Annotated in this window: 12 protein-coding genes; 11 read left to right on the top strand and 1 reads right to left on the bottom strand. The window is 50.3% G+C overall.

The annotated features are described in order from the left end of the window. The first annotated feature begins 709 nt into the window (after positions 1-709). From EKM84_RS11460 to EKM84_RS11445, 4 genes are read left to right on the top strand one after another with little or no spacing between them, the layout of a single operon-like run. Positions 710-1,450 (top strand): amino acid ABC transporter ATP-binding protein, encoded by a 741-nt coding sequence (locus EKM84_RS11460; protein ID WP_125765890.1) that lies wholly within the window; start codon positions 710-712, stop codon positions 1,448-1,450. A gap of 20 nt (positions 1,451-1,470) precedes the next feature. Further along, positions 1,471-2,307 (top strand): transporter substrate-binding domain-containing protein, encoded by an 837-nt coding sequence (locus EKM84_RS11455; RefSeq protein ID WP_125765889.1) that lies wholly within the window; start codon positions 1,471-1,473, stop codon positions 2,305-2,307. Continuing rightward, positions 2,304-2,942, top strand: a complete 639-nt coding sequence (locus EKM84_RS11450) for an amino acid ABC transporter permease (RefSeq protein ID WP_125765888.1) — start codon at positions 2,304-2,306, stop codon at positions 2,940-2,942. Before EKM84_RS11455 ends, EKM84_RS11450 begins: the two co-directional genes overlap by 4 nt. A gap of 16 nt (positions 2,943-2,958) precedes the next feature. Next, the gene (locus tag EKM84_RS11445; RefSeq protein WP_125765887.1) at positions 2,959-3,615 is read left to right on the top strand and encodes an amino acid ABC transporter permease; all 657 of its coding nucleotides are present in this window, start codon (positions 2,959-2,961) and stop codon (positions 3,613-3,615) included. Between the two features lie 726 nt (positions 3,616-4,341). Here the strand turns inward: EKM84_RS11445 and hflX are convergent. Then, the gene (gene hflX / locus EKM84_RS11440; protein WP_125765886.1) at positions 4,342-5,619 is read right to left on the bottom strand and encodes a GTPase HflX; all 1,278 of its coding nucleotides are present in this window, start codon (positions 5,617-5,619) and stop codon (positions 4,342-4,344) included. Between the two features lie 892 nt (positions 5,620-6,511). Here hflX and EKM84_RS11435 point away from each other — a divergent pair. The 7 genes from EKM84_RS11435 to EKM84_RS14530 all read left to right on the top strand — a co-directional run bounded on the left by EKM84_RS11435 (position 6,512) and on the right by EKM84_RS14530 (position 16,117). Beyond that, positions 6,512-8,140: a peptide ABC transporter substrate-binding protein gene (locus tag EKM84_RS11435; RefSeq protein ID WP_125765885.1), complete on the top strand. Its 1,629-nt coding sequence runs from the start codon at positions 6,512-6,514 to the stop codon at positions 8,138-8,140. A gap of 915 nt (positions 8,141-9,055) precedes the next feature. Next, a complete protein-coding gene (locus tag EKM84_RS11430) occupies positions 9,056-10,684 on the top strand; it encodes a peptide ABC transporter substrate-binding protein (protein WP_125765884.1) in 1,629 nt (542 codons plus the stop codon). A gap of 200 nt (positions 10,685-10,884) precedes the next feature. Next, a complete protein-coding gene (gene opp3b, locus EKM84_RS11425; protein WP_125765883.1) occupies positions 10,885-11,814 on the top strand; it encodes an oligopeptide ABC transporter permease in 930 nt (309 codons plus the stop codon). A gap of 11 nt (positions 11,815-11,825) precedes the next feature. Then, on the top strand, positions 11,826-12,851 hold the full coding sequence (locus EKM84_RS11420) for an ABC transporter permease (RefSeq protein ID WP_125765882.1): 1,026 nt from the start codon (positions 11,826-11,828) through the stop codon (positions 12,849-12,851). Between the two features lie 13 nt (positions 12,852-12,864). Continuing rightward, the gene (locus tag EKM84_RS11415; protein ID WP_125765881.1) at positions 12,865-13,965 is read left to right on the top strand and encodes an ABC transporter ATP-binding protein; all 1,101 of its coding nucleotides are present in this window, start codon (positions 12,865-12,867) and stop codon (positions 13,963-13,965) included. Then, positions 13,965-14,924, top strand: coding sequence for an ABC transporter ATP-binding protein (locus EKM84_RS11410; RefSeq protein WP_125765880.1), 960 nt, complete (start codon positions 13,965-13,967; stop codon positions 14,922-14,924). The genes EKM84_RS11415 and EKM84_RS11410 overlap by 1 nt, the downstream gene beginning before the upstream one ends. Positions 14,925-16,000: 1,076 nt before the next feature. Continuing rightward, the gene (locus tag EKM84_RS14530) at positions 16,001-16,117 is read left to right on the top strand and encodes a putative holin-like toxin (protein WP_404819575.1); all 117 of its coding nucleotides are present in this window, start codon (positions 16,001-16,003) and stop codon (positions 16,115-16,117) included. Positions 16,118-16,312 lie beyond the last annotated feature (195 nt).

Genomic DNA, 16,312 nt, shown 5'->3' with positions numbered 1-16,312 from the left:
TATACCGGGAAAGGCGGTTCATTTCACCATATGGTTACGAGGGTAAAGCGAAGCGGCACCCTCAGAGAGTTTTTTGTGCTGCAAGCAAAGTGACACGGACGTGACAGTAAGGAACGGGGATAACCAAGGGGGGGGGGAGCCAGGAGAGGGGTGGCCAAGCTGGGGGAGCGATTGGTGAAAAATGATCAAGCCATGTCAGTGACCAGAGGTGGGCCAACCTGGGCAGCTGTGTCGGTGGTCTTGGCTGGGCGGTTTTCCTAGCCTAGAGCACGGGACGACCTGGGAGACTGGTGGTTTGCCAGGCTTTCAGGCGAGGTGGAGGACCGTTTCTTGGCCGGAACCGTTCCCCACAGCAGAACAGGTTGCGCCCACCGCCGGGAACGGAAGCCAAGGCACAACCTCATTTTCACCAATTTGGGCAGGTGACAGGGGATGTTAAGAACCGCGCCCGAAAACGTTCCCGCCGCTTCCTCATAGGAATCGCAACCGTGAAATATTTTTGAAAGCAGACCGGACCCGTGGTACATCTAATCTTTGAACCCCCAAACGGTCAGTAGGGGTGGGTAACCTGGAGTGGTTTACTTTGACCGGGTAAATTTTTTGGTTTAAACTTTACCTTAGACACTGTAAAAATCTAGCCTCAAGGGACTAGATGAGGCGCTAGTCCGCCGCAAGCACGGCAACCAAATCACTAGTGGAGGGAATACTTATGTCAATGATCGAATTTCACAACGTGGAAAAGTACTACGGCGATTTTCACGCGCTGTATAACATCAATTTAACGATTGAAGCCGGGGAAACGGTTGTTTTGATCGGGCCTTCTGGTTCCGGGAAATCAACTTTGATTCGGACCGTCAATGGGCTGGAACAGATTCGCGATGGTCAATTGATCGTTAACGGCCAAGACTTGGCCAATCCAAAGACGGATATGAACCGGATTCGCAAGAACGTGGGGATGGTGTTCCAACACTTTAACCTCTACGCCAACAAGACGATTCTGGAAAACATCATGTTGTCACCACGAATCGTGTTACATCGGGGCGAAGAGGAAAACAAGAAGGTCGCCATGGAAATGCTCGACCGAGTTGGGTTAGCCGACCAAGCGCCTAAGATGCCATCCCAACTTTCTGGGGGGCAACAACAACGGATCGCCATTGCGCGGTCGTTAGCCATGAAGCCCAAGTGCCTCTTGTTTGACGAACCAACCAGTGCCTTGGACCCTGAAATGATCGACGATGTGCTGAACGTTATGAAGACCATCGCCCGCGACTCCAGTATGACGTCCTTGGTTGTGACCCACGAAATGGGCTTTGCCCGTGAAGTGGCCAACCGGGTGATTTTCATGGCTGACGGCCGCATTTTGGAAGATGACTCTAAGGAAACCTTCTTCGAGGGCCAGCCAACCAACGAACGGGCTCGCCAATTTTTAAGCAAGATTTTGACACACTAAAACGGGGAGGAAAGCTCACTATGAAAAAATTAATTCGCAGTTTGGGCCTGCTGTTCTCCCTGGTTGCCTTGACGGTCGTCGTGAGTGCGTGTGGCAGTAAGCCATTATCCGCACGGAACGTGTACAAGACCGACCAACAAACCAAGACGATTACTTGGGGAGTTAAGGCGGATACCCGGCTGTTCGGGTTGCTGGATACCAAAGACGGGAAGATCAAGGGGTTCGAAGTGGATTTGGCAACGGCACTGACCAAGCAAATGCTGGGCAAGGATGCCAAGGCCAAATTCATTCAAGTGACGAGTTCAACGCGGATGCCCATGTTAAAGAACGGAAACATCGACGCCATTATCGCCACCATGACCAACACGCCAGAGCGGCGCAAACAAGTCACCTTTTCCAATACCTACTTCTTTGCCGGGCAATCCCTGCTGGTCAAGAAGGGCAGTTCCATTAAAAACGTCAAAGATTTAAACAAACAAAAGGGCACGGTTCTCGGGGTCGTTGGTTCTGACTCCGTGGAAAACGTGGCCAAGGTCGCGCCTGACGCGAAGGTCTTACAATTGACCGACTACGCGCAAGCCATGACGGCATTGAAGTCCGGACAAGGCCAAGCGCTGACTACCGATAACGGTATTTTATATGGGATGTCGGTTCAAAACCCGGGTTATGAAGTCACCGGGGGAACGTTCGTGTCCGAGCCTTACGGGATCGCCATGGACAAGGGCCAGACGCCATTTAAAAACGCCACGAACCAGGCTTTGACCGAGTTACGGGCCAATGGCACTTATAACAAACTCCTGCACAAGTGGTTCCACAACGTGAAGGGCTTTGACTACAAGGAGGCGGCTAAAGAATGATTCATATCTTTGCAAATTACGGAGGCACCCTCCTGTATGGGTTAGGGCAGACGTTGCTATGCAGTGTGCTCGCCTTGATCTTCAGTTTGATTCTGGGAACGCTCTTCGCCTTACTAGAAGAATCACCAAGTAAGTTTGCCCGCGGCGTGGCCCGGGTCTACATCGAAATTTTCCGGAACATTCCGTTGCTGGTAATCACCATGTTCTTCTACGTGGTCTTTCCGCTGTACGTCGTCAAGATGAATGGGTTTACCGCCGGGACAATTGGGTTGACGCTCTACACGTCCGCCTTTATCGCTGAAACGGTGCGGGCTGGGATTCAGTCCGTTGACCCTGGCCAAATGGAAGGGGCCCGTGCCAACGGGTTATCCTTCTGGCAGGCGATGCGCTACATCATCTTGCCCCAAGCCTTTCGGTACGTCATTCCGCCACTGGGTAACCAGTTCGTGAACTTGGTCAAGAACTCCTCAACATTAGCCTTCGTGGGGGGCTTTGACCTGATGTACCAAGGGAACGTCATCGCGTCCAGCTCACTGGAAACCATTGCGGCTTACTCCGCGGTCGGGGTCCTCTACCTGGTCATCACGATGCCGATCAGTTACTACATGCGTTACTTAGAAAAACGGTTAGCTTAGGGGAGGAGAATAAATTATGTTACAAAACTTTATTGACGCCTACTCCCCAGATAACTTACGCTACCTGTTTGGTGGACTGGGAATCACGATTTTGGTTTCCGTGGTGTCCATCATTGGGAGTTTCATTATTGGCTCGATTCTTGGGATCATCCGCTACGTAAAAATTAAGTATTTTTCAGCAATCGTCGGGTTTATCATCGATATCATTCGAAATTTACCGTTGATTTTAATTCTGTTCTTTACCTACTTCGGGTTACCTAACCTGGGGGTCAAGCCAGAAATTATTCCAGCGGCCATTCTCGCCATGACCATCTTTGAATCCACCATGCTGGCAGAAATTGTCCGCTCCGGGATTCAAGCGGTCGACCCCGGCCAGATGGAAGGGGCCCGTGCGAACGGGTTAACCTACTGGCAAGGGCTGTGGCACATTGTCTTGCCGCAAGCCATGGTCAAAATGATTCCGGCCATCGTGAGTCAATTTATCTCACTGGTCAAGGACACGTCACTGGCAACGATCATTCTCTTGCCAGAAATGCTGTACCGGTCACAAATTATTTATGGGCAAAACACCAACTACATCATTCCGATGTTCGTGGCGATTGCTTTGATGTACTTTGTGGTCTGCTACTGCCTCTCCGTCCTCGCCCGTTACCTGGAAAAGCGCCAAGCTTAGTCTGGTTAAACTTGTGTTATTGATAGCGCCTCCGGGCTGGTGAAAATGGGCCGTGACGCTGTGGGCGCACGTCTGGAGCCGAAGGGCGGTCTCCAGACTTACTTTGAGCCGCTGAGAAACGCGTCTCAAAGATAGCAGTTGCCTAAGCGGGAAACCCGCTAAGGCAACTCCCACGGCTGAGCCCATTTTCACCAGTCCTGCGGCTGACACTGGTTTAGCCCGGACTTCGCTGGTCGTTTGTCCGGTTGGTTGTCGCCTGCGCTTGGTATTTGGTTGTTTGCGTTTGGATGATGGCTAATCGACACAGCTGGTCACCTTGGCTTGCCTCTGGTCACTACCACGACCGGCCCAGTTTTCCCAGCCCTGCGGCTGACACTGGTTTAGCCCGGACTTCGCTGGTCATTTGTCCGGTTGGCCGTTGCCTGTGCTTGGGTATTTGGTTGTGTGAATTTGTAAGATGGCCAAGACCATCGACACAGCCGGGCACCTTAGATCGCCTTTTGTCACTGCCACGACCGGCCCGGTTTTCCCAGCCCTGCGGCTGACACTTGTTTAGCCCGGGACTTCGCTGGTCGTTTGTCCGGTCGGTGTTGTTTTCATTTTGATTTTAATTGGAGCTCACTCACTTCAGTTCGTTGGAACTGGCGTGGGTGGGCTCTTTTCATTTATCCTAAACAAAAAGACATCCGCCTGACTATTTGTCGGGGGATGTCTTTGGTGTGTAAATTATTCGGTGACGACGTATTTCTTGAAGCGGTCGAAGTCGGCTTCTTGAAGTTCAACCTTCAGGGCCGTGCCTTCTGCTTCGTAGTTGGTGTCTAAGACGTTGGCGTGGTCGTTCATGTAGGCGACGACCTCACCGTCTGCGAATGGCACCAGGAAGTTGGCCGTTACGTAGTTGTGGAAGACCTTTTCCTTGATGGCCACAACCAAAGCATCGACGGACGCTTGGTCTTGGGCTGACAGGATGAGTTGGTCACCCACGCGGTTCGGGTAGTGGGCTTCCGTCAGGTCGGCCTTGTTGAAGACGGTGATCATTGGCACGTCGGTGACGCCGATGTCTTGCAGCGTCTGTTCCGTGGTGGCCATCATTGATTCCTTGTTTGGGTCAGCATAGTCAACGACCTGAATCAATAGGTCGGCGTTGGCGGCCTCGGCTAACGTGGAACGGAAGGCTTTGACCAGTTGGGTAGGGAGTTGGCTCACAAATCCAACGGTATCACTCAGTAGCATCTTCTTTTGGTCGGGGAAGGTTAGCTGACGGACGCTGGTATCCAGCGTGGCGAACAGCATGTTCTTCACGAAGACCTGTTTTTCTTCGCTCTTACCAAATTCACGAACCAGGGCGTTCATCAACGTGGACTTGCCGGCGTTGGTGTAACCGACCAGCGCAACGGAAGGGAGTTCATTTCGTTCCCGTTGTTGCCGTTGCGTGGCGGCCGCCTGGTTGATTTCCTTCAGTTCATGGTTGACGTGGTTGATCGACCGTTGAATGGTCCGCCGACTCATTTCAGTTTGCGATTCACCGGCACCACGGTTGGTGAACCCACCGCCGCCACCGCTACCCGTTTGTTGGTCCAGCCGTTGTGAAGCGCTGGTGTGCAAACGAGGGAGTTGGTATTGCAGCATGGCGAGCTGGACTTGGAGCTTGGCTTCACGGGATTGTGCCCGGTTAGCGAAGATTTCCAAAATTAAACCGGTCCGGTCCATGATGCGGGCCTTGGTACCAGCCTCCAGGTTCCGGATTTGGCTAGGGGACAGCTCATCGTTTACGACAATGGTATCGACACCATTGTCGGCAACAATCGTCGCTAATTCCTCAACCTTACCCGTGCCAAAGTAAGTCCCTGGATTTGGCTTTGGCAATGACTGCTGAACTTCTTCAGCGACCGTCATGTTGTTGGCCTCTACCAAGTTTTTCAGTTCAGTCATCGAGTAGCCGAACGTGGCTTGACCAGCGTTCAACCCAATCGTGATGACTGGTGTTCGTGGGGTTTCTTCCAAAAGATCACCCTCCTTTAAAGTCTATACGTTGAGTATAACATGTTCCTTTGCAAACACCGAAAAATTAAGCGTTGTTAGGCTTCCAACTGTCCCAAACTAGTGAAAATTGGGTGGCGGTTAGTTGTCCGTTCCCGGCGGTGGGCTCAAGCGGGCCTGCTATGGGGTCGGTCCCAGCCTGAGAAGCGGTCTGGGACCTCGACTTTGTGCCTGAAAGGCGGTCACAAAGGTCGTCCCGTGTTCTAAGCTGAGAAAATCGCTCAGCAAAGAACACCGACACAGCTGGCCGGCTTGGCCCACCTCTGGTCACTCACACTGACCATGTATTTTCACTGGATCGGAACCGTGGTAGAGGAACGTTGTCGGTAATTTTTCTAATGTGAATCTGCGGTAATTGTCTGGAAACGTTAAGACAACTTGTGGTGAAACTGGTGATGGCCCCCAACTCTAAAGACGGATAGAAATAAGACATCTTTGAGAATCAACCCCACAATCGTTGTTGCGTTGGCCGATGTTAGCCGGAGGGCTGGTGAAAATGGGCCAGTTGTGGAAGTGACCAGAGGCGAGCCAAGGTGCCCGGCTGTGTCGGTGGCCTTGGCTGGTGTCTTTTGCCAGCCTAGCCCACGGGACAATCTTTGAGACCGTTTCTCAGGCTCAAAGTTGAGGTGGAAGACCGGGCTGGGGTCTGGAACCGGCCCCATAGCAGGGTTCCTTGAGCTCGCCGGCGGGAACGGACGCGACCAGGTCCAGTTTTCACCAGCCTGGAGGCGATGACAAAGACCAACAGAAACTCTCAAAAATGAGAATTTGGTATTGATTCTCATTTGATTTTAATCTATAGTGGTCTTTATCAACAAAGTTGCTTCGGCATACTAACTTAGAGGGGTCGGATTTTATGAGAGTCAAGTCAGTCATTAAGCTAGGGACGGTCGCCGCGCTAACCACCATTGCGTTAGCCGCGTGTGGCTCATCTTCTAGCAGCAGTAGCCAAGCCAAGGATCAAACCTTGACCTGGATGGAAAGCTCCGCGTTACCAACCATGGACAGTTCGTTGGCAACCGACGTCGTTTCCGGTGAAACGCTGAACAACACAGGTGAGGGTCTGTTGAAGTTTGGCAAGAACAGTACCACGCATCCCGCCGTCGCCAAGAGCTACAGCAAGTCCAAGGACGGCAAGACCTACACGTTTAACCTCCGGAAATCCAACTGGAGCAACGGGGATAAAGTAACTGCCAAAGATTTCGTTTACGGCTGGCAACGCACAGTCAACCCGAAGACGGGGTCCCAATACGCCTACTTATACGCTGATGTGAAAAACGCCAACGCCATCATGAATGGCAAGAAGCCGGTTTCCACGCTGGGGATCAAGGCCATCGGGGACTACAAGGTCCAAGTGAGCTTGATTCATCCCGTCAGCTACTTCCCAACGTTGGTTGCCCAAACTGCCTTCTTCCCGCAGAATCAAAAGGCTGTAGAGAAGTACGGCAAGAAGTACGGCACCAACGCCCAAGACAACGTTTACAACGGGGCCTTTAAGCTGACTTACTGGACTGGGACGTCCGACAACTGGACGCTGACCAAGAACACAAAGTACTGGAACGCGAAGTCCGTTAAGCTCAAGCACATCAAATTTACCGCAGTTAAGGATCCGCAAACGGCTTTGAGTCAATACCAGAGCGGGAAGCTAGATGCCACTTACTTGAGTGGGCAACAGCCGAAAAATTACAAGACTGATAAAGAGTACCACGCACGGAACAGTTCCCGGGTCGCCTACCTGGAATTGAACCAGAGGAAAGACACGATGATGAAGAACCCGAAGGCCCGTCAAGCCTTGTCTCTCATCATCGACCGGAATCAATTTGTGAACAAGGTGCTGGATAACGGCTCCAAGGTCGCTACGGGAATCGTTACCAGTGGCCTGGCCATCCGCAATGGCAAGGACTTCGCCACTGAGGGGACAATTCCTGCCGCCACGGCACACAACGCTGCTAAGGCAAAGAAGTTGTGGAACCAAGCGCTGAAGGAAACTGGTCGAAAGAGCTACGCCTTGACCTTGATGGCCGATGACACGCCTGAAGGCAAGAGCACAACTGAATTTGTGCAAAGCCAATGGTCCAAGTTGCCTAACTTTAAGGTCACCAACGCAAACTTGCCATACAAGACGCGGTTAGCGCGTTCAGCTAGTGGCCAGTTCGATGCCGTGGTTACGCTGTGGGGGGCTGACTTCCCAGACCCAATCACCGACCTGTCCCTGTTCACGTCCGACAATTCCTACAACAACGGGAAATGGAAGAACAAGACCTACGACAAGCTGGTCAAGGAAGCCACGACGACCAACGCCAACAAGCCCGCTGCTCGGTGGCAAAATCTGATTGATGCCCAAAAGGTTCTGTTGAAGGACCAGGGGATCATTCCGGTTTACCAAAGCGGCAAGCCACAATTGGTTAAGTCAAAGGTTAAGGGCATCACTTACTTCCCAGTTAGTTCCAACTGGGACTTCAGCAAAGCTTACATCGCTAAGTAAGCTAGTTATGGATACCATTTCAATAGTGAAAATGTGAGGGTGTTTGGTAGATGTGAGTGACCAGAGGGGGGCCAAGCCGGCCAGCTGTGTCGATGGTCTAAGCTGAGCGACTTTCTCAGCTTAGAGCATGGGACAACCTTTGCGACCGCTTTTCAGGCGCAAAGTTGAGGTGGAAGCCCGTCTCTCAGGCTGGAACCGGCCCCATAGCCGGCCCGCTTGAGTCCACCGCCGGGAACGGACATGACCGACACAATCTCATTTCCCCGTCTTGACGGGATCGATGACACCTATCTTTCAAGAATTAAACAACTGATAATTTTTTCAGGACTGATTAGCCCCTAACTGGGCGTGTCAGTCCTGTTTTTGTATATGTAGGAATTTACCGGGGGTCGGGGCGTAAACGGTCGTGTGTGGACTCGGAGGGGGCTTCTAACCTATCTCTGCGTTATAACTACCTTAATTCTTTCAGTTGGCTACTCTTACGGAAAACTTAGAATGATTATTTTGGAAGAATGAATATTAGGATTCACCGACTTGGACGGGTAACTCAGTTAACTGGTAGCGGCACCATTTGCGACGGAATCCCGCCGGCGTGCGCTCCTGGAGATCTCATAAAAGGGTTTACTAACCCAATGTAACCGTAGCCATTGCCGTTATAACAGTCATTCAGCATCGTAACTTTATGCTGTTTTCCTGTATACGGTATACAGAAAACGAAAATTCCTCCCGATTTAAATGTGACATCAGATTTTAATTTTTTATTTTAAATGGCGGTGTAACAGCGTTTTGATAAATATTTTTAAATTAAATTAGCTTTTACCATTGATTTTAATTGTTTTCTAATATACAATTGCAATATCAAATTTGAGGTTGTCAATTTATTTATCAAACAACTAAGAGGGGTTGGATTATAAAATGAAAATCAATTCGGCAGTCAAACTCGGAACGGTCGCGACATTTGCCGCTGTGTTACTTGCAGCGTGTGGATCATCATCGAACAGTTCTAGCGAGGCTAGCAAGCAGACGTTAAACTGGATGGAAAATTCCGCCTTACCTTCAATGGATTCTTCTACCGCCACGGACGTTGTTTCTGGGGAAACGATGAACAACACCGGTGAAGGTCTTCTCCGGATCGGTAAGAACAGTTCTATTCACCCAGGGGTCGCTAAGAGCTACACCAAGTCCAAAGATGGTAAGACTTACACCTTCAACTTGCGTAAGTCTAACTGGAGTAACGGGGACAAGGTAACCGCTAAAGACTTCGTTTACGCTTGGCAACGGACCGTTGATCCTAAGACCGCTTCGCAATACGCTTACATGTACGCGCAGGTTAAGAACGCCAACGCTATCATGAACAAGAAGAAGCCAGTTTCTAGCTTAGGAATCAAGGCCGAAGGGAACTACAAGGTGGTTGTCACGTTAACGCAAGCCACTAGTTACTTCCCATCATTGGTTGCAAGTCCAATGTTCTTCCCACAAAATAAGTCAGTTGTTCAAAAGTACGGTAAGAAATACGCAACGAATGCCCAAGATAACGTCTACAACGGTCCATTTAAGTTAACTTACTGGACTGGTACGTCCGATAACTGGACATTAAGCAAAAACACTAAGTACTGGGACGCTAAGAATGTTAAACTAAAGAAGATCAACTTCAAGACGATGAAGGATCCCCAAACTTCTTTGAGTCAGTACCAAAGTGGCAAGCTTGATGCAACTTACTTGAGCGGTCAACAACCTAAGAACTACAAGAACGACAAGCAATACGTTGAACGTAAGAGTGCCTCAACCTTCTACATTGAATTGAACGAAAAGAAAGATTCAATGATGAAGAACAAGAAGGCTCGTCAAGCCTTATCACTGGCTATCAACCGGAACCAATTCGTCAACAAGGTCTTAGCTGATGGTTCGACTGCCGCAAAGGGCTTAGTTTCAACTGGTTTAGCTGAAAACAAGGGAACGGACTTCAACACCGCTGCTGCTGTTCCATCCGCAACTTCACAAGATCTGGCCAAGGCACAAAAGCTTTGGAAGCAAGCTTTGAAGGAAACGGGCCGTTCTAGCTACTCACTGACCTTAATGGCCGATGACACGCCAGCCGGTAAGAACAGTGCCGAATTTATCCAGAGTCAATGGGCTAAGTTGGATGGCTTAAAGGTTACCAACAGTAACTTACCATTCAAGACGCGTTTGAGCCGTTCACAAAATGGCCAATTCGATGCCGTTATCTCTGCTTGGGGTGCTGACTTCCCTGACCCAATTTCATTCCTGTCTCTGTTCACTTCTGGTAACTCTTACAACAACGGGAAATGGGCTTCCAAGGCTTACGACAAGTACGTTGCCGCAGCCACTGGTAAGGATGCCAACAACAACACTGCTCGTTGGAATGACATGGTTAACGCCCAAAAGACTATCTTAAATGACCAAGGTGTCATCCCCGTTTACCAACAAGGGAAAGCCCAACTGGTCAAGTCCGATGTCAAGGGATTGATTTACTTCCCAACCGGTGCTAACTGGGACTTCAGTCGCGCTTACATTGCTAAGTAAGCAACACGTTTAAATCAGTTATGACAGTCGGGTGAAGGCCCGACCAAATAAGCTTTATCGGGAAGTAAGGATTAACGCGAGTTGGTCCTTACTTTTCGATATTATTGCAATCATTCATCATCTTGTTGTTTTCGTGGAGTTCTTGTTAAGTTTAACGACTTAACGGTAACAAATAAGTCTACTGATTGAGAGGTAAACAAATGGCAAAGTATCTAGCAAAGCGGATCTTTTACCTGATCCTAACCTTATTCATCGTTATTACCTTGACGTTCTTCCTAATGAAGTTGTTACCCGGGACGCCACTGACTAACCAAGCTAAGTTGTCCAAGAGTCAGATTGCGCTGATCTACGAACAATATGGTTTGAATAAGCCAGTCTGGCAACAGTACCTGCTGTACCTAGCAGGGGCTGTGCGGGGTAACTTCGGAACGTCTTTCCAATTCAGCGACCAACCAGTGTCCTACTTGCTTTCAAGTCGGATCGGACCATCCTTGCAGATTGGGCTGCAAGCCATGATCTTAGGGGTCATCGTTGGAATCGTTGTCGGGGCCTTTGGGGCCATGCGGCAGAACTCGTGGGTTGATACCACGGCTACGGTTGTTTCTATCTTAGGGATTTCGATTCCCTCTTTCGTCTTAGCTGTTTTACTCCAATACTACTTGGGGTTGAAATTGGGCTGGTTCCCAATCGCCGAATGGGGTGGCTTTATCTATACGGTCTTGCCAACCCTAGCGTTGGGCGCGACGCCGCTAGCCGAGTCGGCGCGGTTCGTCCGAACCGAAATGGTCGATGTGCTCAGTTCGGATTACATTGAACTAGCCAAAGCGAAAGGGTTGAGTCGCACGGGGGTTATTTACCACCATGCGCTGCGGAACAGTTTGATTCCGTTGATTACGATCGTTGGACCGTTAGCTGTGAACATCATGACTGGATCCATGGTTGTGGAAAACATTTTCTCCATTCCTGGTATCGGGGAACAATTCGTTAAGTCCGTCTTGACGAACGATTACCCAACCATCATGGGCTTGACCATCATCTACTCATTCATGCTCTGTGTCGTTCTGTTGTTCACGGATATCTTATACGGTATCGTGGACCCACGGATCCGGATCACAGGAAAGGCTAACTAGGAGGTAAATAAATGGCAGATACAGTTAAACTCCCTGAAGATAGCTTTAAGCGAATCAATGCCGATGACCGGGCAGCGCTCGACAGTGAAAAAATTGCGGCGCCTTCGTTAACCTTCGCGCAAGATGCATGGCGGCGGTTGCGGAAGAACAAGGGTGCTTGGGTATCCTTGATTGTCTTAGCCATCGTGTTCATCATGGCCTTTGGGTCCCTGGTGGTCTCACCACATAACCCAAACGCCGTGAACCCGTCATACGCCAACTTGCCATCTAAGATTCCTGGCATTGGCATCAATGGGTTCAACGGGACGTTGGTTCAAGCGGGCCAACGAATCGACGCTTATAAGCAGGCTGGGGCTTCCAGCAAGTTTTACATCATGGGGACCGACTACTTAGGTCGGGACCTGTTCTCACGGGTTCTTTACGGGACTCGGATCTCCTTGATCATTGCGTTAGTGGCGACCCTCTTTGATTTAACGATTGGGGTGACCTACGGGATGTTCTCGGGGTGGAAAGGTGGCCGCATAGATACCATTATGCAGCGAATCATTGAAATCATCTTGTCCATCCCTAACCTAGTTGTGATTGTCCTGTTGATTTTGATTCTGAAACCTGGGATGACGTCAATCATCATTGCCATCGCGCTGACGTCGTGGACCAACATGGCCCGACTCGTCCGAGCGCAAACGATGGAGATAAAGGAACAAGAATACATTCTGGCGGCGAGAACGCTGGGTGAGCGACCGCTGAAGATAGCCTTCAAGCATCTTCTGCCAAACCTCTCCAGTGTGATCATCATTAACACGATGTTTACCATCCCTAACGCCATCTTCTTCGAAGCCACCTTGTCCTACATTGGGATTGGGATTTCCTCACCACAGGCTTCACTAGGGACGTTGTTGAACGATGGACAGAAGAACTTCCAGTTCTTACCTTATCAAATGTGGTGGCCAGCACTGGTCCTTTCCATCATCATGTTAGCCTTTAACCTTCTGGGTGATGGCTTACGGGATGCCTTTGATCCGCGGACGAAAGAGTAGGTGAACTAACGTCATGGAGAACGATAAAAACATTTTGGAAGTACGCAACCTGCAGGTTAATTTCAAAACTTACGCCGGTGACGTTAAGGCCATCCGGAACGTCAGTTTTGATCTGCGGAAGGGTGAAACCTTAGCCATCGTTGGGGAATCTGGTTCCGGTAAATCCGTAACCACCCGGACGATTATGGGCTTAAACGCCCGTAACGCCGACATCACCAGTGGCTCGATCCTGTACAAGGACCAAGACCTGTTGAAGAAGAGCGACAAGGAAATGGAACAATTCCGGGGACAAGATATCGCCGAAATTTTCCAAGACCCAATGACCTCGTTGGACCCAACCATGAAGATCGGTAAGCAAATCGCCGAACCGCTGATGGTCCACAAGGGTATGAAGAAAGAAAAAGCCTTGGCACAAGCCTTGGAAATGATGAAATTAGTTGGAATCACCGACGCAGAAAACCGGATCAATGATTATCCGCACCAATTCTCTGGTGGGATGCGGCAACGGATCGTGATTGCGATTGCCTTGATCAACTATCCAGAAATTCTGATTGCCGATGAACCAACGACTGCCTTGGACGTGACGATTCAGGCGCAAATTTTGAACCTGATGAAGGAACTGCAAGACAAGATTTCCACGTCAATCATCTTTATCACGCATGACTTGGGTGTCGTGGCCGGCATGGCCGACCGGGTCGCCGTTATGTATGCCGGGAAGATCGTGGAATACGGGACCGTCGATGAAATTTTCTACAACCCGAAGCATCCGTACACGTGGGGCCTCTTGAGCTCGATGCCAACGCTTGATTCGAGTGGGGATGAATTGCCATCGATTCCCGGGACGCCACCTGACTTACTCGATCCACCAACCGGGGATGCTTTCGCTGCCCGGAACGCGTACGCCCTGAAGATTGACACGGAACAAGAACCACCATTCTTTAAGGTTTCTGACACGCACTACGCGGCCACTTGGTTGCTCCATCCGGATGCACCAAAGGTCACGCCGCCAGCCCAAATCGTGGCACGGCAAAAGAAGTACGCTGAGATGCAACAGGCCTTGGTCGCCAAGCAACGGCCAAGTGTCCCAGTTGAAGAAGAGGAGGAACAGCAATAATGGATTACGAAAATGCCGAAAAAATCCTCGAGGTCAAGCACCTCAAGCAATACTTCAACGTGGGTAAGGCCGATGAGGTTCGCGCCGTCGATGATATCTCGTTTGATATCTATCGTGGTGAAACCTTTGGGCTAGTTGGTGAATCCGGTTCTGGGAAGACCACGACCGGACGGGCCATCATCCACTTGTACGAACCCACCTCTGGTGAAATCTTGTTTAACGGCAAGAACGTTGATAACTTTACTAGTAAAGATGACCAACGCGAATTCCGGCAAGACATGCAAATGATTTTCCAAGACCCGTACGCGTCCTTAAATCCACGGATGAAGGTCAAGGATATCGTGGCCGAAGGAATCGACATTAACCATTTGGCTAAGGACGATGCCGACCGGACCAAGCGGGTGGAAGACTTGCTGGAAACCGTGGGCCTGAACAAGGATCACTCCAGCCGGTACCCCCACGAATTCTCCGGTGGGCAACGGCAACGGATCGGGATTGCCCGGGCATTAGCCGTTGATCCTAAGTTCGTGATTGCCGATGAACCTATCTCAGCCTTGGATGTTTCCATCCAGGCCCAAGTGGTTAACCTGATGAAGAAGCTCCAGCGCGAACAGGGCTTAACGTACCTGTTCATCGCCCATGACCTCTCCATGGTGAAATACATTTCGGACCGGATCGGGGTTATGCACTACGGCCGGATGCTAGAAATCGCCGACTCTGACGAAATCTACGCCCACCCCTTGCATGACTACACCAAGAGTTTGCTGTCCGCTGTGCCTGTCCCTGACCCTGAGTTCGAACGGACCCGGGAAGAGATTGCGTACGACGGTAGCGGTGAGAACGATGGCAAGGAACGTCACCTGGTTGAAATCGCCCCCCGTCACTGGGTACGGGCTGCCGATGATGAAATTGACATGTATACCCAACGGGCCCACGAGGCTTCATTGATTCGCAAGTAAGTGTTTGGGCACCGCAGCTGTTTTCCTGGCTGCGGTGCTTTTTTCTTTGGGCTTGGGGTTTCGGGCTAGGCTTGGGATTGGTTTGGGGATTTAGGTCAAAGGCTTTTGGGTCAAGGACAGTGGGGGATGGCCGCCTGCGGCTTCCAGGGTTCCGCCTGCTGTGGGGACCGCTTCCGGCCTGAGGAGCGGTCCTCCAGCTCGCTTTTAAGCCACCAGAATCGGCGTCTCAAAAGTCGCCCCGTGATGTAAGGCCGGCAAGCCCACCCGCCCAACATCACCGACACAGCCGTCTCCACCCTGGCTTCCTCCGGCTCCTGGTTGTGCGTTGACCAGGTCGCTGGTTTGGCCCGAAGCCCGAAGCCCGAAGCCCGAAGCCCGAAGCCCGAAGCCCGAAGCCCGAAGCCCGAAGCCCAACTTAATTTGCTGACTTGGTACAAACCATTCACAGTTGGCTACACAGCTTATGTACTTGGAGGATGCAAAAAGGGCCAGCAACCGTGATTAGTTGCTGGCCATAGAGATGGAACGGTTTATTGAATTGTTTGTAAGTCGACTTACCGAGGGAATGGCGATAACTCTGTTACACTGGGAAATGCAGGAAGTTTTGTGAGCGGGGGCTGTCTTTTTCCTTCTGAGGTGAAGCGTATGGAAAAAATCCCAAAGAAAGGTTTCACAGTCTATGAGCGTGTTTCAAGCGCTGCCATTGATGTTGGTGTTTGCCACATTGATGATACTAATCGATCGTCACGATCGAAAGTAATCAAAAAAGCCGCCCAGTATAAGCTTTGACAGGCTAGGGCGACTCATCTGTCGTTACTGTCTCCGCTCTTGAAGCGGCTTGTAAGGTCGGTGTGCAACCACCGACCTTTTGTACGTCTACAATATAGCATATTCTCAGGAGAAAAGGGAATCTGTTGTTTGTAAAATACTCGGATGATGCGGTGAGCTAAATTGAAATTTACATATAAAATTATTTATAAGACAAATTACCTAGAGGATGGTGACCACTCTATTACACTAGACAATGCAGGAAGTTTTGTGAGCGGGGACTGTCTTTTCCTTCTGAGGTGAGGCACATGGAACAAATCCAAAGAAAGGTTTCGCAGTCCATGAGCGTGTTCCAAGCGCTGTCATTGATGTTGGCGTTTGCCACATTGATGATACTAATTGATCGTCATAACGATCGAAGATAATCAAAAAGCCGCCCTCTATAAGCTTTGATAGTTTAGGGCGACTCATCTGTCGTTACTGTCTCCGCTCTTGAAGCGGCTTGTAAAGTCGGTGTGCAACCACCGGCTTTTTGTATGCTTAAAATATAACATATTCTAGCTCGAATAACTATTCAAGCCACTCAAATTAGCGTGAAAACATAGAGAATTTAAACCCAT

The sequence above is a fragment of the Levilactobacillus mulengensis genome, from assembly GCF_003946045.1.
Lineage (GTDB): Bacteria > Bacillota > Bacilli > Lactobacillales > Lactobacillaceae > Levilactobacillus > Levilactobacillus mulengensis.
Note: the sequence above shows the minus strand (reverse complement) of the source record. Positions and strands in the feature narration are given on the sequence as shown.

What these genes read in the sequence shown, in the direction of transcription:
- opp3b (WP_125765883.1), top strand. Translation starts at nt 10,885, where the DNA reads ATGGCAAAGTATCTAGCAAAGCGGATCTTTTACCTGATCCTAACCTTA.
- EKM84_RS11415 (WP_125765881.1), top strand. Translation starts at nt 12,865, where the DNA reads ATGGAGAACGATAAAAACATTTTGGAAGTACGCAACCTGCAGGTTAAT.
- EKM84_RS11455 (WP_125765889.1), top strand. Translation starts at nt 1,471, where the DNA reads ATGAAAAAATTAATTCGCAGTTTGGGCCTGCTGTTCTCCCTGGTTGCC.
- EKM84_RS11445 (WP_125765887.1), top strand. Translation starts at nt 2,959, where the DNA reads ATGTTACAAAACTTTATTGACGCCTACTCCCCAGATAACTTACGCTAC.
- EKM84_RS11430 (WP_125765884.1), top strand. Translation starts at nt 9,056, where the DNA reads ATGAAAATCAATTCGGCAGTCAAACTCGGAACGGTCGCGACATTTGCC.
- EKM84_RS14530 (WP_404819575.1), top strand. Translation starts at nt 16,001, where the DNA reads ATGGAACAAATCCAAAGAAAGGTTTCGCAGTCCATGAGCGTGTTCCAA.
- EKM84_RS11460 (WP_125765890.1), top strand. Translation starts at nt 710, where the DNA reads ATGTCAATGATCGAATTTCACAACGTGGAAAAGTACTACGGCGATTTT.
- EKM84_RS11435 (WP_125765885.1), top strand. Translation starts at nt 6,512, where the DNA reads ATGAGAGTCAAGTCAGTCATTAAGCTAGGGACGGTCGCCGCGCTAACC.
- EKM84_RS11410 (WP_125765880.1), top strand. Translation starts at nt 13,965, where the DNA reads ATGGATTACGAAAATGCCGAAAAAATCCTCGAGGTCAAGCACCTCAAG.
- EKM84_RS11450 (WP_125765888.1), top strand. Translation starts at nt 2,304, where the DNA reads ATGATTCATATCTTTGCAAATTACGGAGGCACCCTCCTGTATGGGTTA.
- EKM84_RS11420 (WP_125765882.1), top strand. Translation starts at nt 11,826, where the DNA reads ATGGCAGATACAGTTAAACTCCCTGAAGATAGCTTTAAGCGAATCAAT.